The 24,938-nt window shown below is 53.8% G+C and carries 19 protein-coding genes and 1 pseudogene; 14 read left to right on the top strand and 6 right to left on the bottom strand.

Annotated elements, in window-relative coordinates; genetic code table 11:
- Positions 1 to 5: 5 nt before the first annotated feature.
- Genes FRIGORI9N_RS06515 through yihA form a run of 3 tightly spaced genes read right to left on the bottom strand, consistent with a single transcriptional unit; the run spans position 6 to position 2,700 of the window.
- Positions 6 to 1,049, bottom strand: a complete 1,044-nt coding sequence (locus FRIGORI9N_RS06515) for a magnesium transporter CorA family protein (RefSeq protein WP_159569016.1) — start codon at positions 1,047 to 1,049, stop codon at positions 6 to 8.
- Between the two features lie 5 nt (positions 1,050 to 1,054).
- On the bottom strand, positions 1,055 to 2,050 hold the full coding sequence (gene hemB / locus FRIGORI9N_RS06510; RefSeq protein WP_159569015.1) for a porphobilinogen synthase: 996 nt from the start codon (positions 2,048 to 2,050) through the stop codon (positions 1,055 to 1,057).
- Positions 2,047 to 2,700: a ribosome biogenesis GTP-binding protein YihA/YsxC gene (gene yihA / locus FRIGORI9N_RS06505; RefSeq protein ID WP_159569014.1), complete on the bottom strand. Its 654-nt coding sequence runs from the start codon at positions 2,698 to 2,700 to the stop codon at positions 2,047 to 2,049. The genes hemB and yihA overlap by 4 nt, the downstream gene beginning before the upstream one ends.
- Positions 2,701 to 2,851: 151 nt before the next feature.
- On the opposite strand from yihA, the gene FRIGORI9N_RS06500 reads away from it, so the two are divergent.
- The 3 genes from FRIGORI9N_RS06500 to ccsB all read left to right on the top strand — a co-directional run bounded on the left by FRIGORI9N_RS06500 (position 2,852) and on the right by ccsB (position 7,149).
- Positions 2,852 to 3,529: a cytochrome c gene (locus tag FRIGORI9N_RS06500; RefSeq protein ID WP_236550814.1), complete on the top strand. Its 678-nt coding sequence runs from the start codon at positions 2,852 to 2,854 to the stop codon at positions 3,527 to 3,529.
- A 105-nt stretch (positions 3,530 to 3,634) separates the two neighbouring features.
- The gene (locus FRIGORI9N_RS06495; RefSeq protein WP_236550813.1) at positions 3,635 to 5,812 is read left to right on the top strand and encodes a cytochrome c biogenesis protein ResB; all 2,178 of its coding nucleotides are present in this window, start codon (positions 3,635 to 3,637) and stop codon (positions 5,810 to 5,812) included.
- Positions 5,809 to 7,149 (top strand): c-type cytochrome biogenesis protein CcsB, encoded by a 1,341-nt coding sequence (gene ccsB, locus FRIGORI9N_RS06490; RefSeq protein WP_159569013.1) that lies wholly within the window; start codon positions 5,809 to 5,811, stop codon positions 7,147 to 7,149. Before FRIGORI9N_RS06495 ends, ccsB begins: the two co-directional genes overlap by 4 nt.
- 85 nt (positions 7,150 to 7,234) lie before the next feature.
- Here ccsB and lysA read toward each other — a convergent pair whose 3' ends face one another.
- Entirely contained in the window at positions 7,235 to 8,542 is a 1,308-nt protein-coding gene (lysA, locus tag FRIGORI9N_RS06485) for a diaminopimelate decarboxylase (protein ID WP_159569012.1), read from the bottom strand.
- Between the two features lie 78 nt (positions 8,543 to 8,620).
- Positions 8,621 to 8,728 (bottom strand): annotated as a pseudogene (locus tag FRIGORI9N_RS06480) (lipoprotein); the annotation flags it as partial.
- Between FRIGORI9N_RS06480 and cyaY the strand changes: the two are divergent.
- Positions 8,727 to 9,053: an iron donor protein CyaY gene (cyaY, locus tag FRIGORI9N_RS06475; protein ID WP_159569010.1), complete on the top strand. Its 327-nt coding sequence runs from the start codon at positions 8,727 to 8,729 to the stop codon at positions 9,051 to 9,053. The pseudogene FRIGORI9N_RS06480 and the gene cyaY overlap by 2 nt on opposite strands.
- Before the next feature lie 5 nt (positions 9,054 to 9,058).
- Here the strand turns inward: cyaY and FRIGORI9N_RS06470 are convergent, their stop codons facing one another.
- Positions 9,059 to 11,539, bottom strand: coding sequence for a penicillin-binding protein 1A (locus FRIGORI9N_RS06470; RefSeq protein ID WP_159569009.1), 2,481 nt, complete (start codon positions 11,537 to 11,539; stop codon positions 9,059 to 9,061).
- 180 nt (positions 11,540 to 11,719) lie between these two features.
- Here FRIGORI9N_RS06470 and FRIGORI9N_RS06465 point away from each other — a divergent pair, with 180 nt between their 5' ends.
- From FRIGORI9N_RS06465 to FRIGORI9N_RS06420, 10 genes are all read left to right on the top strand, one after another.
- Positions 11,720 to 12,688 (top strand): hypothetical protein, encoded by a 969-nt coding sequence (locus FRIGORI9N_RS06465; RefSeq protein WP_159569008.1) that lies wholly within the window; start codon positions 11,720 to 11,722, stop codon positions 12,686 to 12,688.
- A complete protein-coding gene (locus tag FRIGORI9N_RS06460; RefSeq protein ID WP_159569007.1) occupies positions 12,679 to 13,257 on the top strand; it encodes a PilN domain-containing protein in 579 nt (192 codons plus the stop codon). Before FRIGORI9N_RS06465 ends, FRIGORI9N_RS06460 begins: the two co-directional genes overlap by 10 nt.
- 124 nt (positions 13,258 to 13,381) lie before the next feature.
- Complete coding sequence (gene pilO / locus FRIGORI9N_RS06455) at positions 13,382 to 13,888, top strand: type 4a pilus biogenesis protein PilO (RefSeq protein WP_159569006.1); 507 nt, start codon at positions 13,382 to 13,384, stop codon at positions 13,886 to 13,888.
- Positions 13,885 to 14,403, top strand: a complete 519-nt coding sequence (locus tag FRIGORI9N_RS06450) for a hypothetical protein (RefSeq protein ID WP_159569005.1) — start codon at positions 13,885 to 13,887, stop codon at positions 14,401 to 14,403. Before pilO ends, FRIGORI9N_RS06450 begins: the two co-directional genes overlap by 4 nt.
- On the top strand, positions 14,400 to 16,481 hold the full coding sequence (pilQ, locus tag FRIGORI9N_RS06445) for a type IV pilus secretin PilQ (RefSeq protein ID WP_159569004.1): 2,082 nt from the start codon (positions 14,400 to 14,402) through the stop codon (positions 16,479 to 16,481). Before FRIGORI9N_RS06450 ends, pilQ begins: the two co-directional genes overlap by 4 nt.
- Before the next feature lie 49 nt (positions 16,482 to 16,530).
- Positions 16,531 to 17,091, top strand: coding sequence for a shikimate kinase (locus tag FRIGORI9N_RS06440; protein ID WP_236550812.1), 561 nt, complete (start codon positions 16,531 to 16,533; stop codon positions 17,089 to 17,091).
- On the top strand, positions 17,088 to 18,182 hold the full coding sequence (aroB, locus tag FRIGORI9N_RS06435) for a 3-dehydroquinate synthase (protein WP_159569003.1): 1,095 nt from the start codon (positions 17,088 to 17,090) through the stop codon (positions 18,180 to 18,182). Before FRIGORI9N_RS06440 ends, aroB begins: the two co-directional genes overlap by 4 nt.
- Before the next feature lie 2 nt (positions 18,183 to 18,184).
- Positions 18,185 to 19,318: a deoxyguanosinetriphosphate triphosphohydrolase gene (locus tag FRIGORI9N_RS06430; protein ID WP_159569002.1), complete on the top strand. Its 1,134-nt coding sequence runs from the start codon at positions 18,185 to 18,187 to the stop codon at positions 19,316 to 19,318.
- Between the two features lie 9 nt (positions 19,319 to 19,327).
- Positions 19,328 to 20,032, top strand: coding sequence for a hypothetical protein (locus FRIGORI9N_RS06425; protein ID WP_159569001.1), 705 nt, complete (start codon positions 19,328 to 19,330; stop codon positions 20,030 to 20,032).
- A gap of 156 nt (positions 20,033 to 20,188) precedes the next feature.
- Positions 20,189 to 24,913, top strand: coding sequence for a glutamate synthase-related protein (locus FRIGORI9N_RS06420; RefSeq protein ID WP_159569000.1), 4,725 nt, complete (start codon positions 20,189 to 20,191; stop codon positions 24,911 to 24,913).
- Positions 24,914 to 24,938 lie beyond the last annotated feature (25 nt).

The raw sequence follows: 24,938 nt of genomic DNA, 5'->3' as shown, positions 1-24,938 counted from the left end.
GGGTTTCAGGGCTTTCCGAGGTGATTTCGTCCTTTGATCCATAAAATCAGTGCGATGGATATGACGCTGGACAATGCCATGAGTCCTACGCTGATCCAGAATCCATTTGGGTTTTTCAGAAGGGGAGTCTCATCGAAGTTCATGCCAAAAATGCCGCTGATCAAAGTAAGTGGCATGAACAAGGCCGTCAACATGGTCAGCACGGTGACAATTTCATTGGTTTTGTGAGCGGTGGCTGAAAAGTGCAACTGCACCGCTGTCTCTGTGTTGGAGCCCAGCCGCCGCGTAAGGCTGACCACTCGTTCAAGGTGTTCAAGTGTATCCCGGGCGTTTACTTGCAAAGAGGCGGCCATCGGTCCCTCCCGTTCCTGTTCATCCTGCCAGTCTGTGAGTGCATCACGCTGGTCTTGTGCCACAGACTCTAGTCGGTTCATTTCGTTGCGTGCAGCCAGCAGGGCATTCCAGTCCTGAAAACGCTTACGCGGGTTCAACAAATCCCGTTGCCAGCGATCCAGTTGTTCTGAAATTTCAATTCGTGTTTCCATAAAACGGTCGACAAGGTTGCTCACCAATTGGATCATCAACTCATCTGTGCTGGCTGGGGCGCGTTTGAACTTCAGGAAAATCTCTATTTCATCGAGCGTTTTCTTGGGTGTGCTGTCCACAAACTGGCGAGCCATCGCGAAAGTACGGCTGTCTTTTGGACGGTACGTGATCAATAGTTTTGGGGTGATCACGAAAAACACCGGACGGGTTTTGATGCTGAGCCGATTGTGTTCGTCAAACAGGGGTTTGCTGGACAGGGATCGAATAATCAGGATGTTGTAGCCGTCTCCGATGTCGAAATGGCTGGGGTGAAAAATGTTGCCCAGGTCTTCGAGGTGCAGTTCGTCTAGTTTGAAGCCGAGCAAGGGTTCTACTGACGGCAGCCAGGCAAGTTCCTCGTCAAGTTGCGTGTCGAGCCACAGAAATCCGGATTCGGGCAGCCTGCTGGGCGCATCACTTAACTTTTTGATTGTGTCTTGAGTCAGATGCGTCCAGATTCCCATGTGCTTTACCCTTTTTTAAGCAGCTGTGCGGCGTCGAGTGCGAAGTAGGTGAGTATGCCATCGGCGCCAGCGCGCTTGAAGGCGAGCAAAGATTCGAGCATGACCGCCTTTTCATCGAGCCAGCCATTTTGCGCGGCTGCTTTGATCATGGCGTACTCGCCACTGACTTGATAGGCAAAGGTTGGGCGTGCGAATTTTTCTTTCACGCGCCACAGAATGTCGAGGTAGGGCATGCCGGGTTTGACCATGACCATGTCGGCACCTTCGTCCAGATCCATTCCCACTTCCAACAGTGCTTCGTTGCTGTTGGCCGGGTTCATTTGATACACCTTTTTGTTGCCTTTGCCCAGGTTGCTGCTGGAGCCCACTGCATCGCGGAAGGGGCCGTAAAAAGCAGACGCATATTTTGCTGAGTAGGCCATGATGCTGGTGTGTATGCACCGGTTCGCTTCAAGCGTTTCACGAATTGCGCCAATGCGACCGTCCATCATGTCACTGGGAGCGACGATGTCGACACCAGCTTGCGCTTGCACCAAGGCTTGCATCTGGAGTACTTCGACAGTTTCGTCGTTCAGCACATAGCCGTTGTCGTCAATCAGGCCATCCTGGCCGTGACTGGTGAAAGGGTCGAGTGCAACATCCGTGAGCAACATCAGTTCAGGAAACCGCTTTTTCAGTTCACGCACGGCATGTGGCACCAAACCTTCGGGGTTGGTGGCTTCAAAGCCGTCGGCGGTTTTTTTCTCGGTTTCAATCACCGGAAACAGGGCCATGACTGGAACACCCAATTCCAGGCATTGTTCGGCTTTGGCAAACAACAGGTCGAGCGAAAGGCGTTCTACGCCGGGCATGGAGGCCACGACTTCGCGTTTGTTGTTTCCGGGTATCACGAACACGGGATAAATAAAATCAGCTGCGCTTAGCGTATGTTCAGAGACCAGACGACGCAGTGCATCGGTTCTGCGCAGGCGACGAGGGCGGTGATAAAGGTGTTGGGTCATGGCGTGGGTGTTTCTGTTTCGGGTTTTGCTTCGGGTGGGCGGACCCAGTTCGATAGTTGCGTTTCCAGTTCAACCATACCGATTTTTTTCAGTGCGGACCAAAGTTGAACAGTGATTTCGTGGCCATTGACCCGATAAGGGTCAAGTGCCTTTTGGGTTGCGCGCAAGGCAAGCACTTGTTCTTGGCGGTTGAATTTGTCAGCTTTGGACAGCAGGATGTGCACCGGTAACTGGCGATGTCCTACCCATTTGATTAGCGCATAGTCAAGCTCAAGCAGACCGCGACGGCAGTCTACGATCAGTACCGTGCCCACCAAACTTGGCCGGTCAGCCAGGTAGCTACCCAGTTCTTTGTCCCACACGCTTTGACTTGTTTGTGCCAGTTGGGCAAAGCCATAGCCCGGTAGGTCAACCAGCCTGGCGATGGGTTCCGCCTGCTCGATAACATGGAAAAAGTTGAGAAGCTGCGTGCGGCCGGGCATTTTACTGGCATAGGCCAGTTGACGTTGCTTGCACAGAGTATTGATGGCCGTGGACTTGCCGGCGTTGGAACGCCCTGCAAATACGATCTCGGGGACGCTGGCGCCCGGGCATTCGACCATGCGAGATGCGGAGATCTCGAAATGCGTGTTGTGGAAATTGATTGTCATGCGCACATTTTAGATGCAAGACAGCCGCTTGAGTGGTTATAATCTAGGGTTTGTGAAAACTTTGCTGTGGTTGCGCGCCTTTGTTTGTTGGGGCAATGCTTTTGTTGACTTGCGCCGAGCGAAGTTTTTGAGATCACCGCACTATTTTTTGATGCACTTTTTGATGGGTTTGACCATGCTGAACAAGCTGACGACGCTTAAACTGAGTTCTCTGTTTGCCGCTTTGATGTTTTCAATGTCTGTGACCCAGGCTGCCGGCCCTGTAAAAGTGTTCAAGCCCGACTTGGCCAAAGGCAAGGAAATCATGCAACAGTGCGTGGCCTGCCACGGTGCTGACGGCAACGCTTCCGCGCCGATCTATCCCAAAATTGCCGGTCAGCATGCGGAGTACCTGTACAAGCAACTTGTGAACTTTAAATCTGGCAAGGATGGCGAGAAGCCCTTGCGCGAAAACGCGATCATGGCTGGTTTTGCTGCAGGCTTGTCCGATGACGACATGAAAAACGTGTCCGCGTACCTGGAGGCGCAAAAGCAGACTCTGGGTTCAGCAAAGAACAAAGACACCTTGGCCTTGGGTGAACAGATTTACCGTGGCGGAATTGCCGAGAAAAAGATTCCTGCTTGTGCGGGATGTCACAGCCCCAACGGTGCTGGTATTCCTGCGCAGTATCCTCGCTTGGGCGGCCAGCATGCGCAATACACCGAGAGCCAGTTGGTGGCTTTCCGTGATGGTGTACGCAACAACAGCGAGCAAATGAGTGCAATTGCAACCAAAATGTCAGATAAAGAAATGAAAGCCGTGTCTGACTATATTGCAGGTTTGCGTTGAACATTTGATGCAATCGTCGGTCAAAAAAGGGGCTAAAGGTAGCCCCTTTTTTTTCGACATGGGCAAGAGTCAAAGAAGTGCAGAGAGTCAATAACGGGGAATCGTGTGAGTAGTTCAGGGGACATTGCAAACAATTTGAACCCACCAAAAATGGGTAAGCAGTCGTTTTGGGTCAGTGTGATGGAGCTGTTTGGTTCCATGCGCTTTGCCATCAGCCTGCTGACCCTGATATGTATCGCTTCAGCGATTGGTACGGTGGTGGGGCAGGCTGATCCCTGGGTGAATTACGTTAACCAGTTTGGACCTTTCTGGGCCTCGTTTTTCGAGCCCATGGGTTTGTTCCGCATTTACAATGCGCCTTGGTTCATCGCCGTGATGGCGTTTTTGGTGACGTCCACTTCCTTGTGCGTGTACCGCAACACGCCAAAAATGATCAAGGAAATGCGGGTTTATCGTGAGAATATTCGCGAAAACAGCCTGAAAGCATTTGCACATCGTTGGGAAGGCCGTTTTCACGAAAAGCCGGATACCCTGCCGGGCATTATCACGGAGTGGCTGGAACACAAGGGCTTCAAAGTGAAGCAGTCTGTGCGCGATAACGGCACCATGGTTGCCGCCAAAGCAGGCAGCGCGAACCGGTTTGGTTACATTGCGGCCCATTTGTCAATCATTGTGATTTGTATTGGTGGTTTGCTCGACAGCGGTGTTCCTTTGCAGGTGGCTGTATGGGCAACGGGGAAAACCCCGGTGACAGGGTCGGAGATTGCATCGGGTATTCCGGACAAGGCGCGCTTGGCGGAATCGAACCCCAGTTATCGGGCCAACTTGCTGCTGCCAGAGGGTGAAACCAGCCGGGTTGCCGTGCTGAACACCGATGATGGTTTGTTGGTGCAAGACCTGCCCTTCGAATTAACCTTGAAAGAGTTTCGAATCGATTTTTACAGCACAGGCATGCCCAAGTTGTTTGCCAGCGATGTGGAGGTTTTTGATCCTGACACCCAAGAACGTTTCGAAGCCACCATTGAAGTGAATAAACCGTTGATTTACAAAGGCGTAACGGTTTACCAGTCGAGTTTTGACGACGGCGGCACCAAGGTTCAATTGAAAGGCATTCCGCTGACTGGCGAGCGTGATTACCGCTTTGATCTGGACGGAGTGGTAGGCGGAGGCCGAGACTTGAGCCAGCTGCAGGGCGAGCCGAGCCGGGATTTGAAAGTGGAGTTCACTGCGTTCAAATCCATTAACGTAGAGGCTTTGCCTGTCGACAACGCCGACCAAGTGAGCGTGGATGATTTGGCACTGGGCAATGCCGATGCATTGTCACCATTCGAGACGAACCTGGCCAGTGTGTTGGGTCCTGGCGTGAAAGAAGACGCCAAAACCAAGTTTACGAACATTGGCCCCAGCATTACCTACAAGTTGCGTGATCAGGCTGGGCAAGCGCGCGAGTTTCACAACTACATGTTGCCGATTAATCTGGATGGTGGCCGTTACTACTTGGCAGGGGTACGTGAAACCCCCGCAGATGGGTTCAAATACCTTCGGATTCCGGTAGACGACAACGGTCAGTTAGAAGGGTTTATGCGTTTCCGTGCTGCGCTTCAGAGCGATGAGATTCGAAGAACGGCTGCACAGCGGTTTGCACAACAGGCATTTGGTGATCGACCCGACTCCGCCCCACTGGTGGCCAGTGTGACCGATAGTGCTCAACGTGCCTTGGAGCGGTTTGCTGGCTTGAACAATGCGTTGTCGGGTTTGCCTGCCATTGCCCAGTTTATTGAAAGCACGGTGCCCGAAGGTGAGCGGGAAAAGGCCAGTGATGTAATTATTCGCCTGTTGCAGGGTGCAATGTGGGAGGTTTATCAGCTTTCCCGTACAACAGCCAGCTTGCCACCCGCAGTGCCCGATGAAGTGCATGGTCGTTTTGTACAAGATGCGCAAATCGCCCTGTCCGACTTGTCGCTGTATGGCGCGCCAGTGATGTTTCAGCTGGATCAGTTTGATGAGGTGAAAGCCAGCGTGTTTCAGTTGGCCAAGGCGCCGGGGCAATGGATTGTTTATTTGGGTTGTTTGTTTTTGTGCATCGGGGTATTTTCGATGTTCTACATTCGAGAGCGCCGGGCATTTTTCTGGGTGACCCAGGATGAGATGGGCTCAAGAGTCATGATGGGCATGTCCACAACTCGAAAGACCATGGATTTTGAGAAAGAGTACGAGCAGTTTGTAAATGAATTGAACAGCAGGGCTGCGCCTAAAACAGCCCCGGCAGGAGATGCAGTATGAGTTCGACCTGGATTAACCAAACGCCTGCAGGTGGGAAGCCAAGCTTGCCCACCAAGAAAGCAGGTTGGTTTTCGAAATCATTTCATTGGAGCGATTTTGCGTTTGCAGCCTTGTTGATGGCCGCAGCGGGTTATGCCTCGCAGCAGTACCACAGTTTCATGGATGTCTATGAAATCAGCATATTGTGGAGTTGTGTGCCGGTGGTTGCTTACATGGCGTACCGTTGGGGTTCGCTCAAGTGGTTGATTTTGACCGTTGCGTGTTTAAGCCTGTTGGCGATTTCAAGCTATGGCGGTGATTTGGCAGCGGCCGAACAAAAGTTTTTCCTGAAATACCTGCTGTCTAGCCAGTCTGCAATCTTGTGGATGGGCGTGATGTTTGTGGTGGCTACCGTGGCCTATTGGATAGGCCTGGTGGGCCGTTCGCCAACAGCCAGTTTCGTAGGCACTGCCCTGACTTGGGGAGCCGTGGTAATGGGCTTTGCCGGCATGTTTATTCGCTGGTATGAAAGCTACTTGATTGGACCAGATGTCGGTCATATTCCGGTGTCAAACCTGTACGAAGTTTTTGTGCTGTTTTCCTTGATTACAGCGATGTATTACCTGTTCTACGAGCAAGTTTACAAAACACGCCAGTTGGGTGCTTTTGTGATGCTGGTGGTGGTTGCAGCCGTGGGCTTTTTGGCCTGGTACGGTGTTGAGCGTCAGGCCTACGCGATTCAGCCTTTGGTGCCGGCACTGCAAAGCTGGTGGATGAAGATTCATGTGCCAGCCAATTTCATCGGTTATGGCACCTTCTCGATCGCAGCCATGGTTGCGTTTGCTTACCTGTTGAAAGTGTATGCGCATGCCCCGAGCATCAAGGCGCTGATTCCCACCGGTATTCTGGGTGTGTTGATGTTCCTGGAGCCCATGGTATTTCGCACTGAGGGTATTTCAATTTACTGGGCCTTGTACTTGGGTATTGGTTGTGCGGTGGTGGGGGCTATTTTGTTGGCCCGCCGGCGAATTGCGGATGCCCTGCCTTCACTGGAAGTGCTGGATGATGTGATGTACAAGTCCATTGCTGTGGGCTTTGCATTCTTTACCGTGGCAACCATTTTGGGCGCGCTGTGGGCGGCTGAAGCCTGGGGTGCGTACTGGCAGTGGGACCCCAAGGAAACCTGGGCGCTGGTGGTGTGGTTGAACTATGCAGCCTGGTTGCACATGCGTTTGGTGAAGGGCTTGCGTGGTGTGGTTGCCTCGTATTGGGCTTTGGTGGGCTTGCTGGTGACAGGCTTTGCTTTCCTGGGTGTGAATATGTTCCTGTCTGGTTTGCACTCCTACGGCGAGCTGTAATCACTGTTTCCCGTTACAAAAAAGCCCCGGTTCTTTTGAATCGGGGCTTTTTTTATGCACGGAAAAAACCAGGCATTGAGCGCGGTTAAACGTCGAGTTCAGGGCGCAGCTGATCTTCGATGGTTTCGCGGCGACGAATCAATGTGACCTTCCCGTTTTCCACGAGGACTTCGGCAGCACGGCCGCGACTGTTGTAGTTCGATGCCATGGTCTGACCATAGGCACCTGCTGACAGAATGGCCAGGTAGTCGCCTTGTTCAATGGCCAGGGTACGGTTTTTGGCCAGCCAGTCGCCCGATTCGCAAACCGGGCCCACTACATCATATTCTTGTGCCGCGGCATGGGGGTTGTTCTGCACAGCCACCACGCCGTGAAAAGCCTTGTACATGGCGGGGCGCATCAGGTCATTCATGGCGGCATCGACAATTGCGAAGTGCTTGCCCTCGTTTTCTTTCAGGAATTCCACCTGGGTGAGCAGCACACCCGCATTGCCTACAATGGAGCGGCCTGGTTCGAATGACAAGGTTGGCATGCTACGACCCTTGGATTGGGCCCAGCTTTTCACTTTGGCAATCAGTTTTGGCAGTACTTCAGCCGGTGTGGGTGGTGTTTCATCAAGATAACGAATGCCGATACCGCCGCCCAAGTCGAGGTGGTGTATTTCGATGCTCTCCAGCGCCAGCTGGTCCAGCAGTGCCAGCACCCGGTCAAGCGCATCAAAGTAAGGGCTGGCGTCGGTCAGCTGTGAGCCAATATGACAATCAATGCCATGAACGTTCAACCAAGGGTGCGCATTGGCAAACTGGTATACCCGTTTGGCTGCATTCATGGAGACGCCGAATTTGTTCTCTTTCAGGCCTGTGGAAATGTAGGGGTGGGTTTTTGCATCCACGTCTGGGTTGACCCGCAGCGATACGTTGGCGATGCGTTGCATTTTTTCTGCCACTTGAGCCACACGTTGCATTTCCGCTTCAGATTCGACGTTGAAGCACCCCACACCTTGCTCGAGTGCGTATTCGATCTCTTGGGTGGATTTGCCTACGCCCGCAAACACTGCTTTTTCGGGGGCACCACCGGCCGCAATGACACGCGCCAACTCACCGGCAGACACGATGTCGAATCCGGCGCCTTCCTGGGCCAGCAATTTCAGAATGTGGATATTGGAGTTCGCTTTGACCGCGTAGCAAATCGTGACCTGGGCCAAACCCTGGCAGGCGCTGGCATAGGCGCGATAAGCGGATTTGATGGAGGTGGCGGAGTACACATACAAAGGAGTACCAAATTCCTGCGCCAAGCCTGAAAGCTCTGTGCTTTCGAATTGAAGTTCGCCACTGGCTGCATCAAACTGCAAGTGAGGGTTGAGGTCGCTGGGCTTCACTGAATTGTTTTGCACGGTAAAATTTGCTCGAAAATTGAAGGTTTAGCGGTTTTGTTCTTGTTCAGGTTTGTCGTAGCCAGCAGGCTTTGGCAAGGGGGCCGGTGGCTCGGGCAAATAAAGTGGCCCGCGTTGGCCACACGCATTCAAGCCCAGCGCAAACAGGGTGACAATAGCCAATGTTCTTAGAGGTGATTTTTTCATGACAGATACAGAATTCCAGGCCGTGGTGGATGCCACCTTGGTTCAAGTAGAAGAGTATATTGAATCCTTGGTCGATACGCTTGACCTTGATGCAGATTCAATGCGCTCGGGCAATGTATTAACCCTTGATTTTGAAGACAAAGGCAAGATGATATTGAACAGCCAGGTGGCCAACCACGAGCTGTGGCTGGCTGCGAAATCAGGCGGGTTTCATTATCAATATTCCAATGGCGACTGGTTTGACACCCGCAGTAAAGTCCCTTTTAAAACCCACTTTGTGGAACTGCTGAGTGGTCAATTGGGGCAGGCCTGCCCCAAGTTTTAATCGGTTTAGTTGTTGCCAAAAAGTCGCTCAATCTCGTCCCGAGGCTGATCGCGCGAGCGGGCTGGTGCAGCATGACTGGTGCCATCGCCCCCGCCGGTCGGGTTGCTGTTGATTGGCCTTTCCCCACTGCCTTCCAGCATGCCGCCCAATCCTTTCAAGAAGTTGAACAGGCTTGGAATGTCATCACTGCCACCGTTTACATCAATGCGGGCTACACCGTTGCCGGGCGTGTATTCGGAGTAGTAATAATTTCCGTCAATGTATTCGATGCCGGGAGGCACCACTTGTGGTTTCTCAGGCAGGTCGGCCAACGCCACTTTCATGTAATCAATCCAGATTGGCAGGGCCAAGCCGCCACCCGTTTCGCGGGCCCCCAGGTTTCTGGGTTGGTCGTAGCCCACCCAGGCAACCGCTGAAATATCCCTGTTGTACCCGGCAAACCAGGCGTCGTGGCTGTCGTTGGTGGTACCTGTTTTGCCAACAATGTCGCCACGGTTCAGCACTTTAGCCCGTGTTGCGGTGCCGCGTTCAACAACCTCGCGCAACAGGCGTGTTGTCAGGAATGCATTTCTGGCGTCGATGACCCGGTTGGCCTCTTCGCCCGCCACCGCTGGTCGCGCACGCGCAACAATGCGGCCTGTGCCATCGGTAATTTTTTCAATCAGGTAGGGCTTTACGCGATAGCCCGAATTTGCAAACACGGCAAATGCGCTGGCCATTTGTAGCGGGTTGGTGGTGACCGCACCCAGTGCCATTGTTAGATAGGGCGGTACGTTGGCCGCGGGAAAGCCAAATTGGGTGGCCCAGCGCTGACCGTATTGCGGGGTGATTTCTTGCAACACGCGAATGGACACCATGTTTTTGGACTTGGCCAAGCCTTCTTTGAGCAGCATGGGCCCATCGTACTTGCCGTCGTAGTTTTTCGGGCTCCAGTCTTTTCCACCTGGTGTGTCCGCAGGTACGAAAATGGGCTCGTCTGCTACCAGTGTGGTGGGCGTAATGCCTTTCTCAAGCGCCGCGGAATACACAAAAGGCTTGAACGCCGAGCCAGGTTGGCGAGTGGCTTGCGTGACGTGGTTGAATTTGTTGCGCGAGAATTCAAAGCCGCCTGACAGCGCGCGAATGGCGCCGTCTTTGGTGTTGATGGCAATAAATGCCGCCTCTACTTCAGGCAGTTGCGTGAGCATCGGAGGCTGGTCTTTGCGCTTTAAGATGCGCACGACAGCGCCACGCTTCAGTCGTTTGTTGGCAGGCGCGCGCTCATTCAGCCAGCTTTCCGCAGGCTTCAGGCTTGCGCCAGTGAGTTTCAATGGCTCGCCTGCACCCTGTGATACAACAACTTCAGTGGGGCTGGCAGACAGCACAACCGCGCTTTGCAAAAAGCCGTAGTCGGAGTAATCGCTGATGTTGTCACCAATGACTTCTTCAGCTTCTTTGGGGTCGTTGGGTAACTCAATGTAACCCTCTGGGCCGCGAAAGTACTGTCGCAGTTCGTAGTCCATCACGCTGTTGCGCAATGCGCGCTCGGCCGCGCGTTGTTCTTTGGCGATCAGTGTGGTGGTGACGGTGATGCCCGAGGTATAGGCTTCTTCGCCATACATTTCAACCACAGCCTGGCGGGCCATTTCAGCGGCATAGTCTGCCTTGATGGTCAGGCCCGTTGTGGCTTCGATATCGTCGCCGTTGACTTTTCGGTTGCGGTACACCAGCTCGGTTTTCAGGGCCTCTTCGAATTGCGTGTCGTCGATATATTCCAGGTTGTTCATGCGGCGCAGTACATATTCCTGGCGAACACGGGCACGGCTGGGGTTCACAATTGGATTGTAGGCAGAGGGGGCTTTGGGCAAGCCCGCCAGCATGGCTGCTTCGGCGGCATTGATATCGCGCAGGGGTTTGCCAAAATAAACCTGTGAAGCGGACTGAAATCCATAGGCACGTTGGCCCAGGTAAATCTGGTTGATGTACAGCTCCAGAATTTCGTCTTTGCTCAGGCTGTCTTCGATTTTATAGGCCAACAATACTTCGTAAAGCTTGCGTGTCCAGGTTTTGTCGCGAGTCAGGAAAAAATTCCGTGCCACCTGCATGGTGATGGTACTGGCGCCTTGCGTGCGCCCACCCGAGGTGACGTTGGTGACCAAGGCGCGTGCAACGCCCATGAAGTCAATGCCGCCGTGCTGGTAAAACCGGTCATCTTCTGCTGCCAGAATGGCCTGTTGCATGACGAGGGGCACTTCAGTGATGTCCACCGGGCGGCGACGTTCTTCCCCGAATTCACCAATCAGCACCCCGTCTGTGGTCAACACGCGCAACGGCACTTTGGGTCGGTAATCGGTCAGCGTGTCCAGGTCGGGCAGCTTTGGAAAAATTAGCGCCAGGGCGACGCCAACCAAGAGTGCGCCTGACACACCCAAACCAATAAGTACGGCGAGGGTGGTTGCGATAAAGCCATCGGAGTGGTGCTTGAGGCGGATTTTGTTTGAATTCACAGGTCGGTGCAGGATTGGTGTTAGTGGCTACATTGTATCTGCCAACGCACGGGAATTTCCGATCGTTGACTCTAGTGATGAATTCATGGTCTCCCCCTAGTGGTTGTCCCCCTCCAATGAGGGTTAGCTGCTTGCGCTGAATTCTCTACCCTGAAGCTCTACCTTGCTCAGGGTTTACTCATGAAATCAGCTCGACATTGGTTTTTCAGCTTGCACGCGGGCGCGGCCCACGCTTTGTCCATCTCTTTCAGCGGAGGACGGTGGCGGTGGGTTTATGGAGAAATAGAGCGCCAACAGATTCTGTCCTTCAAATCGATCAGGGCTTCGGGTGGCGGTACTTTGGAGGTCGTCCCGAAGGATGATGCCCTGTTGAGCGCAGTGTCGCTTGAGCGGGCGATTGCCCTGGTAATTCGGGAATTGCCGCCTGCTTTGCCCAGACCGCAGTATGTGGTGGTCTCCGTGCCGTCCAAACATGCTTATTTGGGTGAGATTGGTGTTGCCAAGGATGAACGCGAGAACTTGATCCGGTTCCAGATCCAGGAACTGATGGAGGCTGCTGCGGGGGAATCTGAACGCGAGGCGGCTTTTGATTGGCAGGTCAAGGCTGAGTTGTCGGATGGCAGCGTCAGTTTGGCTGTGGCAGGAATTGATCAAAAACAGGTGGATGAAATATTGCGCGCTTGTCAGGCGTGTGGGCTGACTTGCCTGGGCATTACGCTGGACACCGTTGCCGCCATGAACGGGTACTTGCAGATGGCACCTGCGGCGCTGAAGTCCGCTGACATCCGTTTTTTGCTGCACGGTGAGTTGTCTCGCAATCATGTTCGCTTGGCTGTTTTCTCGCAGGGCGTGTTGTTCAACGAAAGTTGGGAACACAGCGAGGAAGGATTCTCGGTGGTGCAAGCGGTGTCTGCACTGGAGCGTTTGGTGTCAACCTGGACCCGCGATGGCGCGCCCGAGGAAGTGGCCTCGGTTCGATTGATTCTGGGCGGCGAGTTGATGTATGCGAAAGGCTGCGAATCAACTGCCAAGCGCAGTCAGACCCTCTCGCCTCGTTTGATCGATATTGCCCCCCGGAAGGAATTACAGGGACGCTGGCACGATGATGTGGTGCCTTTTGGTGCGCTGGAGGCCATGCCATGCGAGTAATTCTGTTCAATCTGTATCCCTATCGTGCGTTGCGTGAAAGTCGCAAGAAGCGCCGCTTGATTGCTGAGCTGGCCGTGGGTTCTCTGCTTGGACTTGGCGTTTGTTACGCGATTGGAACTGAATTTGAAGCACGGGTAGACAGGCAGGAGATATTTCTTGGGCAGTTAAGTGCGATGGAGTCTGAGATGGCAGCCCGGGTGATTGAGGTTCAGGCCATGAAGGACAGGGTTGCTGTGCTGAATCGTCAGGTCAGTGCTTTGGAGGCTGTGGAGAAAGAGTCGATTCTAGCGAGCAGGTGGGTTTCTTATCTGGATGGCACCGTGCCCTCCAACGTGTCCATGACACGGTTGTTTGTCAGCAAAGAGGTATTGATTCTCAATGGATTTACAGAAGCCGTGTCGAGCCTGGCTCAGTGGGTTGACCAAATGGAGGCGGGCAACGGTTTATTTGAGTCGGTTGATCTTGTGTCGGTAACCGAACCGAAAAAGACCGTGGATGGGGCGATTGATAACCGGCATTTGTTTGAAATCCGGGCAATTTTGCGAGGTACCAATCATGCGCCTGGATGAGCTGAGTCTACGGGATTTAATTGAAGAATTGCTTCTTCTGCCTTTTCAAAAAAGGCTTTTGCTGATCGCGGGAATCTGGCTGCTTGTTTTGGTGTTGGGGTTCATTCTGGTTTGGAAAAACAGTTTGGACACGAGCACGCAACTTGAGGTCAGCATTCAGGAATCCTTGGCACGTTTGGATACCCAATCGCAATTGTTGCTGGACCAACCTGTGATCGAAGCGGAGCTGGCTCAGTTGGAGGTGCAGTTGCCCTTGTTGAAAATGGCGCTTCCCTCTGAGCGAGAGTTGGCTTCCCTTTTGGAGCGCATCAACGATGTGATTTTAGACCATGAGTTAAAGCTGGCGGAGTTCACACCCAAGGCGTCTTTGAATCGCGAGGTGATGCGTGTGGTCCCCGTGAAAGTGAGCGTGCGCGGCAGTGGCGAGGCGATTTCCCGTTTGCCCAATTACATTGCTGCGTTGAGCCGGCAAGTCAGTTTGAGCGAGTTTGACATGGCCTATCTGCCCGATGGCGGCGGGTGGCAGATGACCGGGGAGCTGAATGCTTTTGCACAGTTGCCCAAGAATGCACCGAAGGTGGTTGCGGACGAACCTGCTCCGGACCAGACCGTGGAGAGCCCAAACCCATGATGGACTTTCTTTTCTCGATATTGTTGGTGCCATTTTTCCCGGAATTGGATGATCCCAGACGAAATCATGCCGGGGCTATCACTGAGCTTGAGCAGCGCCTGAGCGCGGGCCAAAAACAGGCGGTGGGGGAAGCGGAACCCAGCCAAGACCACCTGAAGTCCAAGGGCAGCACCTTGAGTATTGAATCAGCCGAGTTACCTCCGATTACAGGTCGTTTGTTTCAGTGGTCCAGCAGTCAATGGGGCGATGAGGCCAACCGACGGGCCGCCATTGATTTGTCGGCGGAGTCGTTGCGCCTCACTGGTTTGATCGAATCTGCGGGTCATCAGGTCGCCATACTCAATGATGGACAAATGGACCATGTTGTTGGGGTGGGCAGCTACGTGCTGGGTCTTTACAAAGTGACCTCGTTTGGACCGGGGCGGGTTGTGCTGTCAAGAATAGACGCCAGGGCGGGAGACAAACGCCTTGAATTGAATCTGATGCCAGTGAATACATTCGGGGACGCTCAATGAACAATCAATTGCCCACACTCGGGTTTGCACCGAAGGTTTTTAAACTGGCTGCACTCGTGTTTACCTTTCTTATTCATGCTCAGGTTCATGCTTTAAGCATTGTCGACGGCAGCCTTGAGGAGCTTGCCGACCAGGCTCGAATCATGCTGACATTTGACCAGAATTTTGATGGCAAGCTTGGATTATTTCGCATTTCGAATCCGGCACGGCAAGTGGTCGATTTCCCCGTCGAGCTTGGCAACAGCACTTTGCCAATCGATTTGCCTCCGGGTGGAAGAATCAAAAAGACGCAGCTGATTGCCGCTGGCGGTAAAACCCGCCTGGTGTTGGAGTTGGCTCAAAATTATGAAGTGCGGCTTAACCAGAAAGATCGATCCGTTGAATTGATATTTTCGGGGCCTAAGCCCTTCCGACCCGATGGTGGGCAGGCAGCGATTTTATCCGAGCATAGTGCATTGAAAGACACGGTTGCGAAGGCAATGGGCAGGCCAGCCGTGATTGCGGAAGGCCCGATCTTGAATGCATGGAAGTTGGAGAAATCTGCCAATAGACATGTATTGAGGCTGGAGTTTGACCGGCCTGATATTGTTGCGGACGCAGTACTTCTCAATAATCAATTGAAGGTTCGATTTGCGAATGTGCGACTTGCTGCCGGTGTAAAACAGCAACTGCAAACTGACGAGGATTCACCGATTAAACAGCTTGAGTTGAGGCCGGGTGATCTGGCCCTGACTGTTCAAATGCAGCTCGATGGAGCCACTCACCTGATACGTCAAAGTGGACCTGTTGTGGAAGTGGAGGTGAATCGGGTGTCATCAAGTGTTGTCTCTGGCAAGGCAATTGAGATCAAGCCTGCGAGTTCAGATCAAAGTCTGGTGGCACGCTACATTGGTCGCCCAATTACGCTTGATTTCAAGGATGCGGACATCCGCACCGTAATGCAGGTATTTGCCGACTTCACCAAGATGAACCTTGTGTTGAGTGATTCCGTGCAGGGCAAGGTGACGGTATTTTTGAAAGATGTGCCCTGGGATCAGGCTTTGGACATTGTGATGCGCTCCAAGGGTTTGGTATCGAGCCAGTCGGGCAATGTGTTGTTGGTGTCCACGCCCACCGATGTGAACAATGATCAGTTTCAATCGGCAAACCGTCGTGCACAGGACGAAATGGAGCCGTTGGTGTCGAAGGTGTTCCAGGTCAGTTATCAGAAAACAGCCGATTTGGTGGCATTGATCAAGTCTGAAGATTCCAAGTTGTTGTCCGCCCGGGGCACCTTGATTTCTGATGAACGCACCAGCCAGATTTTTGTGCAGGATACCCCCACTAGGCTGGAACGTATCAGCATGATCGTCAATGGACTGGACAAACCCGTGAAGCAAGTGATGATTGAAGCCCGGGTGGTTTTGGCAGACACTTCGGTGTCCAGAGATTTGGGCATCCGGTTAAGGGCTTTGTCCTCGCGAGCTGATCCTGGTTTCAAAGATGTTGGTGACCAGTTTGGCAGCGGTAATTTTCTGAATACGGGTGTTGAGAATGGAGCCAACCTGGGCTACACACTGTTCAATGCCAATTCCACCCGATTGATTAATTTGCAGCTCAGGGCGCTTGAGCTTGAGAACAAGGTGCGCACGGTGTCAAATCCACGTGTGATTACCTCTAACAAGGAACCTGCCTTGATTGAGCAGGGTACGGAAATTCCATACCAAATTGCAACCAGCAGTGGGGCAACGGCCACCGAATTCAAGGAGGCCAATTTGAAGCTGGCGGTAACCCCGCAAATTGCGCCTGATGGCACCGTGTTGCTGGACGTGGATGTTGCGAAAGATTCTATCGGCATCGAGACCTCCAATGGGCCCGCGATTGACACCCGCCGCGTGAAAACCAAAGTATTGGTCAGCGATGGGGGCACAGTGGTTTTGGGCGGTATTTTTGAAGAGGACGACAATGTGTTGAATGACAAAACCCCGTTTCTTGGAGATATCCCGGGCCTGGGTGTGTTGTTTCGCGGCAAAAATGAATCCAAGCGTCGTGCCGAATTGCTAATCTTTTTAACGCCGGTTGTGCTCACAAGCCAATAACACAAGCTTTACCGTACAATGATTTGATTGTTCACAAAGATTCAACGAAGTGTCTAATCAATGCATTGTGCTGGTGGGCATGATGGGCGCCGGCAAAAGCACAGTCGGCAAGGCCTTGGCCAAGCATCTGTCCTGGGAATTCACTGACACCGATCACCTGATCGAGCATCAAACGGGTGTCAGCATTCCTGTTATCTTCGAGATTGAAGGCGAAGCGGGTTTTCGTCGGCGAGAGTCGACTGCACTAGCCAGCTTTGTCGGCAGGGAAAGGCAGGTGATTGCAACCGGCGGTGGCATTGTGCTGGCCGCAGAAAATCGTGAAATTCTCAAGCAAATTGGTGCGGTGGTTTATCTCAGCGCTGCTGCTGGTGAACTTTATCAACGCACCCGTCTGGACAAAAATCGTCCTTTGCTTCAAGGCCCCAATCCTCGCCGAAAAATCGAAGAGTTGTTGGCTGCGCGCCTGCCCCTGTACAAAGAGGTTGCGGATGTGGTCGTTGAGACCGGCCGTCAACCTGTTTACCAAATCGTTAATAAAATCAGCCACGCCTTGAACCTGGGACAAAAAACCCCCGCAGGCACAGAACAGAAGGCCACCGGAACAGAATGAGTCAATACACCCTTCAAGTAGATTTGGGAGACCGCAGCTATCCGATTCACATCGGAGCGGGCTTGCTAGGTCGCCCGGAGTTGTTCGAGCCCCATGTGGCGGGCAAAACCGTGATGATTTGTACCAACACCACCGTGGGCCCCCTGTATGCAGATCGCTTGAAATCTACTTTGCAGCAAGCCGGCGCCAAGCAGATGCACATGGTGAGCTTGCCCGATGGCGAGGAATACAAAGACTGGCCCACCTTGCAGCGTGTTTTCGACGCCTTGCTGCAAAATCATTGCGACCGGAAAACCGTGTTGGTGGCATTGGGCGGCGGCGTGATAGGCGACATGGGTGGCTTTGCCGCTTCGGCCTTCATGCGCGGTATTCCCTTCATTCAGGTGCCCACCACCCTGCTTAGCCAGGTGGACAGCTCGGTTGGCGGAAAAACCGGCATCAATCACCCCTTGGGCAAGAACATGATCGGTGCGTTTTACCAGCCGCAAATGGTGGTCACCGACATTTCTACGCTAAACACATTGCCTGATCGTGAACTGAGTTGCGGTCTTGCTGAAATCATCAAACACGGGGCAATCGCTGACACGGATTACCTGGACCTGGTCGAGACCAACATGCCCGCCTTGCTGAACCGCGACCCCGAGTTGCTGGCCTTGGTGGTGAAACGTTCTTGCGAGATCAAGGCCGATGTGGTGTCCAAGGACGAACGTGAGGGCGGGATTCGCGCCATTTTGAATTTTGGCCACACCTTTGGCCATGCCATTGAGGCAGGTATGGGTTATGGGCAGTGGTACCACGGCGAGGCGGTGGGTTGCGGCATGGTAATTGCTGCCGACCTTTGCCGCCGCATGGGCCGCTTAAGTGCTGAAGAAGCTGCGCGCTTGACGAAAGTGGTGATTGAAGCCCGGCTGCCTGCCATTCCGCCACGTTTGGGTGTGGACAGATTCATGGAACTGATGGCGCACGACAAAAAAGCCGATTCAGGTTCCATCAAATATGTGTTGCTCAATGGTTTGGGTGGAGCCTCCACGTCGCCAGCCGATGAGGCGCTAGTGCGGCAAACCTTGCAGGAAATGGGGGCGGGGGACTAAACGTGCGCAACTTCGAACTCAGCCTGGCCCCTTATGCCGTCAGCTCCACAAACACCCGTGGCCGATTGCATCCCGAAAAAAGCCCGGAAGGACGCACCGAGTTCGAACGCGACCGTGACCGAATTATTCACAGTGCTGCTTTTCGCCGCCTGGAGTACAAAACCCAGGTGTTTGTGAATACCGAAGGTGATCTGTACCGAACCCGCCTTACACATAGCCTGGAAGTGGCGCAAATTGCGCGCAGCATTTCCCGAAATCTTGGTTTGAATGAAGAGCTGACCGAGGCGGTGGCGCTGGCCCATGATTTGGGCCACACACCGTTTGGTCATGCGGGTCAGGATGCGCTCAATGAATGCATGGCCACGCATGGTGGTTTCGAGCACAACCTGCAAAGCCTGCGGGTTGTGGATGAGCTGGAAGAAAAGTACGCAAGTTTCACTGGCTTGAATTTGTGCTTTGAAACCCGCGAAAGTATTTTGAAGCACTGCTCAAAGCCCAACGCTGAAAAGCTGGGCGAGGTGGCCGATCGTTTTTTAAGCAATCGCCGCCCCGTGCTTGAAGCACAAGTGACCAACCTGGCCGATGAAATTGCCTACAACAACCACGACATTGACGATGGATTGCGTTCGGGCTTGATCACGCTGGAACAAACAGCCGAAGTGCGCCTTTTTAAAATACACCTGGACCGGGTTAAGGCCCGGCACCCCAACCTGGAAGGGCGCAGGCTGATTCATGAAACCGTGCGGGGCATTATCAATGCACTGGTTCAAGACCTGTTGCATGAATCCGAACGTCGAATTGAAACCATGAAACCCACCTGTGTGGCGGACGTGCAGCTGGCGGACAAGCTGATTGGTTTTAGTAGCGAAATGGCTGAACTCAATCATGAGCTGAAAGTGTTCTTGCGCAAGGCACTTTACCAGCACTATCAAGTATTACGGGCCACATTGAAAGCGCGGCGCGTGGTGGAGGAGCTGTTCCAGATTTTCATGGGCGATCCGCGCTTGTTGCCACCTCAGTTTTATCGCCGCTCTGAGGACGACATTCCCCGCGCCATTGCCGATTACATTGCTGGCATGACCGACCGCTATGCCATGAAAGAGCACCAGCGCCTCACCGTGCCTGGTGTTCAGTAATTCATCACGATGGCTCGACAAGCCCGCCTGTTCATTCCTGACTGCCCAATGGTGCTGGAGTTGCAGGGCATTGCAGGTCAGGAGGTATTCAATACCCGCGAGGCTTTTTCGCTGTTTTATACCCAGTTGCCATTGAGTGCGGCTGAGGAAGAAGTGGCCATTCATGCCTATTGCATGGTGCCTGCCGGTGCGCTGATCATGATCAGCACGTCGGAGGCCCCCAGGGCGGGGCGGTTTGTCCAAAATCTGAATCGTCATTTCTCGCCGGCCGTGCGTCAGGTGCAAACCGTACATTCCAGTGCGCTGTGGGAGCCTCGTTTCAAGTCCACGGTGGTGCAACCCGGTTTGCACAGCCTGAAAGCGTGCTTGTTTGTTGAGCAGTTGGCAGCCCGTGCGGCGGGTGCTCCCGATTTGGCCACTTACCCCTGGAGTAGTTTTGCAGCCCACGCTGGGGTGGTGAACGAGGCCTGGTTGATCGATTTGCCCGTGTACTGGCAGTTGGGCAACACGCCATTTGAGCGCCAAAGTCGATACCGACAGTTCAGTGAGCAGGGTTTGAGTGAGCGCGATTGCCAGGAGTTGTCCCACTGCTTGCAAAAAGGTTGGCTTTGGAGCGATGATGCTTTCTGTGTGCAAATTCAAGAGCTTGCGAATCGTTCGGTTCGACCTCGGCCTCGCGGCCGCCCAGTTTTAAAAAAGAATAGCACCGACTAGGTGCACGAAACATATGAATTTAATTGGTGTGTCCCTAATTCTTAGGCCCTAATTTTGATGGGGTGCTTAAAATGGGGTCAGACCCCTTTTATTTTTCTTGAGAATCTTGCCGCGCTGCAGTAAAGTGTCCCACGTACCGAAATCAGGGGCTTTTCCATGCAACAAGACATCCGAAAGATTGCCGAAGAAAAAGGCATGTACTCCGCCAGCAATGAACACGACGCCTGTGGCGTTGGTTTTGTGGCGCACATCAAAGGCAAGCGCACGCACGACATTATTGCGGGCGGCTTGAAGATTCTGGAAAACCTGGACCACCGTGGCGCCGTAGGTGCCGACCCCTTGATGGGCGATGGTGCCGGTATCCTGATTCAGATTCCCGATGCCTTCTTCCGCGAAGAAATGTCCAAGCAAGGTGTGACCTTGCCACCCGCTGGTGAATATGGCGTGGGCATGTTGTTCCTCCCCAAAGAAACCGCTTCACGCATTGCCTGCGAACAGGAAATTGAGCGTGCCGTGAAAGCCGAAGGTCAGGTGTTGCTGGGTTGGCGCGATGTGCCAATTAATGCCGACATGCCCATGAGCCCCACCGTGCGTTTGAAAGAACCCGTGATTCGCCAGGTGTTTGTAGGCCGTGGCCGCGACATCATGGTGACCGACGCGCTGGAACGCAAACTGTATGTGATTCGCAAGCGCGCTGTGCACGCCATCAAGAATTTGAACCTGGCGCACGGCACTGAATACTTCAGCCCTTCCATGAGCGCCCGTACCATTGTGTACAAAGGCTTGCTGCTGGCCAACCAGGTTGGTGAGTATTATCTTGACTTGAAAGACCCACGTTGCGTGTCTGCATTGGCACTGGTTCACCAGCGCTTCTCCACCAACACATTCCCCGAGTGGCCGTTGGCTCACCCTTACCGCATGTTGGCCCACAACGGTGAAATTAACACCGTGAAGGGCAACTTCAACTGGATGCGTGCACGCGAAGGCGTGATGAAAAGCGCCGTGTTGGGCGACGACCTGCAAAAACTCTACCCACTGATTTTCGAAGGCCAGTCTGACACCGCCTGTTTCGACAACTGTCTGGAACTGCTGGTGATGGCCGGCTACACCATTGCCCAAGCCATGATGATGATGGTGCCCGAGGCGTGGGAGCAGCACACTTTGATGGACGACAACCGTCGTGCCTTCTACGAATACCATGCAGCCATGATGGAACCCTGGGACGGCCCCGCCGCCATGGCTTTCACCGATGGCAAGCAGATCGGAGCCACGCTTGACCGCAATGGCTTGCGCCCGGCCCGCTACATCGTGACTGAAGACGACTTGGTGGTGATGGCTTCTGAATCAGGCACATTGCCCATTCCAGAAAGCAAAATTGTGAAGAAGTGGCGCCTGCAACCCGGCAAAATGTTCCTGATCGACATGGAAGCCGGTCGCATTATTGACGACGACGAGTTGAAGAACCAGCTCAGCGCAGCCAAGCCTTACAAGCAGTGGATCGACACCATCCGCGTGAAGCTCGATGAAGTGGAAGGTCAACCTGAGCCAATCGAGCCGCTTGAAACTTTGCTGGATCGCCAACAGGCTTTTGGTTACACCCAGGAAGACCTGAAATTCCTGATGGCGCCCATGCTGCAAAACGGCGAAGAAGCCACCGGTTCCATGGGCAACGACAGCCCATTGGCCGTGATGTCCAACAAGCTCAAGCCACTGTACAACTACTTCAAGCAGTTGTTCGCCCAGGTAACCAACCCGCCGATCGATCCGATCCGCGAAAACCTGGTCATGAGCTTGAACAGCTTTATCGGACCCAAGCCCAACCTGCTGGACCTGAATAACATCAACCCGCCCATGCGTCTTGAAGTGTCACAGCCGGTGCTGACTTCCAAGGACATGGCGAAGCTTCGCAATATTGAGGCCTTTACCGGTGGCAAATTCACCAGCCATGAATTGAACATTTGCTACCCCGTTGCCTGGGGCAAGGAAGGCATTGAAGCGCGCATCGCTTCCCTTTGCGCCGAAGCCCGTGACGCCGTGAAGCAAGGTGTCAACGTGTTGATTGTGACTGACCGCATGATGAGCCGTGACAACGTGGCCATTCCTGCGCTGTTGGCGGTGTCTGCCATTCACCAGCACCTGGTGAAAGTGGGCTTGCGAACCAGTACCGGTTTGGTCGTTGAAACGGGTTCTGCCCGCGAAACACACCATTTCGCCTTGTTGGCGGGTTATGGTGCGGAAGCTGTGCACCCCTATCTGGCGATGGAAACCATTGCCGAGATGAGCCTGGGCTTGCCCGGTGACCTGAGCCCTGAAAAGGCGGAATACAACTACATCAAGGCGGTGGGCAAGGGGCTGATGAAAGTGATGTCCAAAATGGGCATTTCCACTTACATGAGTTATACCGGCGCGCAAATTTTTGAAGCGGTGGGTTTGAACCAAGCCTTTATTGATGCTTACTTTGCAGGTACTCCCACCAAGGTGGAAGGCATTGGCGTATTTGAAGTGGCGGAAGAAGCCATTCGCGTTCACCAGTCCGCATTCAGCCCTGACCCCGTGTTGGCTGGCGCTTTGGATGCAGGTGGTGAATACGCCTGGCGTACCCGCGGTGAAGAGCACATGTGGACACCCGACGCAATTGCAAAATTGCAGCACGCCACACGCAGCGGCACCTACAACACTTACAAAGAGTACGCGCAGATCATCAACGACCAAAGCAAGCGTCATATGACTTTGCGCGGGTTGTTTGAATTCAAGATCGACCCTTCAAAAGCCATTCCAATTGAAGAAGTGGAAGCGGTTGAGGAAATCGTCAAGCGCTTTGCAACCGGCGCCATGTCACTGGGTTCCATCTCGACTGAAGCCCACTCCACACTGGCTGTTGCCATGAACCGCATCGGCGGCAAGAGCAACACCGGTGAAGGCGGTGAAGACGAGAAGCGTTACAGTGCCGAACTGCGTGCTGGCCTGGACAAGTTTGGCCCAGGCACCGGTCCGATTGCTGAGGGCGCAACACTGAAAAGCGAGTTGGGCGATGTAGTGGTTGCTGACTTCCCCTTGAAGAAAGGCGATTCACTGCGCTCACGCATTAAGCAGGTGGCTTCTGGTCGTTTTGGCGTCACCGCTGAATACCTGACTTCTGCTGATCAAATCCAGATCAAGATGGCCCAAGGTGCCAAGCCCGGTGAGGGCGGTCAACTGCCTGGCGGCAAGGTGTCCGATTACATCGGCAAGTTGCGTTATTCCGTGCCTGGCGTTGGCTTGATTTCGCCGCCCCCGCACCACGACATTTATTCCATTGAAGATTTGGCCCAGCTGATTCACGACCTGAAAAACGTGAATGCACAAGCCTCTATCTCGGTGAAGCTGGTGTCTGAAGTGGGTGTGGGTACCATTGCTGCCGGTGTGTCCAAGGCCAAGGCCGACCACCTGGTAATCGCCGGTCAAGACGGCGGCACAGGTGCATCGCCCGTGTCTTCAATCAAGCATGCAGGTACCAACTGGGAACTGGGCTTGGCTGAAACACAGCAAACATTGGTGTTGAACGGTTTGCGTGGTCGCATTCGCGTGCAGGTCGATGGCCAGATGAAAACCGGCCGCGACGTGGTGATTGGTGCCATGTTGGGTGCAGATGAATTCGGCTTTGCCACCGCACCGCTGGTGGTTGAAGGCTGCATCATGATGCGCAAATGCCACTTGAACACCTGCCCCGTGGGTGTTGCCACTCAAAATCCCGAACTTCGCAAGAAGTTCACAGGCAAGCCCGAGCACGTGGTGAACTATTTCTTCTTCGTGGCCAATGAAGTGCGCGAAATCATGGCGCAACTGGGCATCCGCAAGTTTGACGACCTGATCGGTCGTGCCAACCTGCTGGACATGAAAAAAGGCATCACCCACTGGAAAGCAAGGGGATTGGATTTCAGCCGCTTGCTGTGGGTACCGGAAGGCACCACAGAGCCCCTGTTGCACACTGGCAGCCAAGACCACGGTTTGGACAAGGCACTGGACCAGAAACTGATTCAGTTGGCCAAGCCTGCCTTGGACAAAGGCGAGCGCGTTTCCTTCATTACACCGATCAAGAACGTGAACCGCACAGCCGGTGCAATGTTGTCAGGCGAAGTGGCCAAGAAGTACGGCCACGCTGGTTTGCCCGACGACACCATCCACATTCAGTTCACTGGCACGGCTGGTCAATCGTTCGGTGCTTTCCTGGCACATGGCGTAACGGCTGACCTGGTGGGTGAAGGCAACGACTATGTGGGCAAGGGCCTGAGCGGTGGTCGCATTATTGTGCGCCCCACCAACGATTTCCGCGGCCTGTCTGAAGAAAACATGATCGTGGGCAACACCGTGTTGTACGGCGCCATTGCAGGTGAAGCATTCCTGAGCGGCGTGGCCGGCGAGCGTTTCGCGGTTCGCAATTCAGGCGCAGCTGCCGTGATTGAGGGCACTGGTGACCATGGTTGCGAATACATGACAGGCGGTACTGTGGTTGTGCTGGGTGAAACCGGCCGCAACTTTGCCGCTGGCATGAGTGGTGGCATGGCCTACGTGTACGACATCGATGGCCTGTTCTCCAAGCGCTGCAACATGGCACAGGTTGAGCTGGAAGAGGTGGTGTCCGCGACTGAGCAGGAAGCCTTGAGCAACCGTGAAATTTGGCACAGCCCGGCACGGGGCGCAGACCGTCAGCCAGACGAAGTGATTCTGAAAGGCCTGATTGAACGCCACGCCCGTTACACCGGCAGCGAGCGCGCCAAGGAAATTCTGGAAAACTGGGGCACAGAGCGCAAGAAGTTTGTGAAAGTGTTCCCGACCGAATACCGTCGCGCCTTGAAAGAACTGTATGTGGTAGCGCAGGAAAAACCTGCAGTGGCTGCTTGAGAACCAACCTGTTAACGAGGATTTA

This window comes from Limnobacter sp. 130, assembly GCF_902506325.1.
In the GTDB taxonomy this organism is placed as follows: domain Bacteria; phylum Pseudomonadota; class Gammaproteobacteria; order Burkholderiales; family Burkholderiaceae_B; genus Limnobacter.
The sequence above is the reverse complement of the archived record's forward strand: the minus strand, read 5'-3'. Positions and strand labels throughout refer to the sequence as shown.

Coding starts and splice junctions, on each gene's coding strand:
- FRIGORI9N_RS06465 (WP_159569008.1), top strand. CDS start 11,720: ATGAAATCAGCTCGACATTGGTTTTTCAGCTTGCACGCGGGCGCGGCC.
- aroB (WP_159569003.1), top strand. CDS start 17,088: ATGAGTCAATACACCCTTCAAGTAGATTTGGGAGACCGCAGCTATCCG.
- cyaY (WP_159569010.1), top strand. CDS start 8,727: ATGACAGATACAGAATTCCAGGCCGTGGTGGATGCCACCTTGGTTCAA.
- ccsB (WP_159569013.1), top strand. CDS start 5,809: ATGAGTTCGACCTGGATTAACCAAACGCCTGCAGGTGGGAAGCCAAGC.
- FRIGORI9N_RS06500 (WP_236550814.1), top strand. CDS start 2,852: ATGCACTTTTTGATGGGTTTGACCATGCTGAACAAGCTGACGACGCTT.
- FRIGORI9N_RS06425 (WP_159569001.1), top strand. CDS start 19,328: ATGGCTCGACAAGCCCGCCTGTTCATTCCTGACTGCCCAATGGTGCTG.
- FRIGORI9N_RS06515 (WP_159569016.1), bottom strand. CDS start 1,049: ATGGGAATCTGGACGCATCTGACTCAAGACACAATCAAAAAGTTAAGT.
- hemB (WP_159569015.1), bottom strand. CDS start 2,050: ATGACCCAACACCTTTATCACCGCCCTCGTCGCCTGCGCAGAACCGAT.
- FRIGORI9N_RS06460 (WP_159569007.1), top strand. CDS start 12,679: ATGCGAGTAATTCTGTTCAATCTGTATCCCTATCGTGCGTTGCGTGAA.
- pilQ (WP_159569004.1), top strand. CDS start 14,400: ATGAACAATCAATTGCCCACACTCGGGTTTGCACCGAAGGTTTTTAAA.
- yihA (WP_159569014.1), bottom strand. CDS start 2,700: ATGACAATCAATTTCCACAACACGCATTTCGAGATCTCCGCATCTCGC.
- FRIGORI9N_RS06450 (WP_159569005.1), top strand. CDS start 13,885: ATGATGGACTTTCTTTTCTCGATATTGTTGGTGCCATTTTTCCCGGAA.
- FRIGORI9N_RS06420 (WP_159569000.1), top strand. CDS start 20,189: ATGCAACAAGACATCCGAAAGATTGCCGAAGAAAAAGGCATGTACTCC.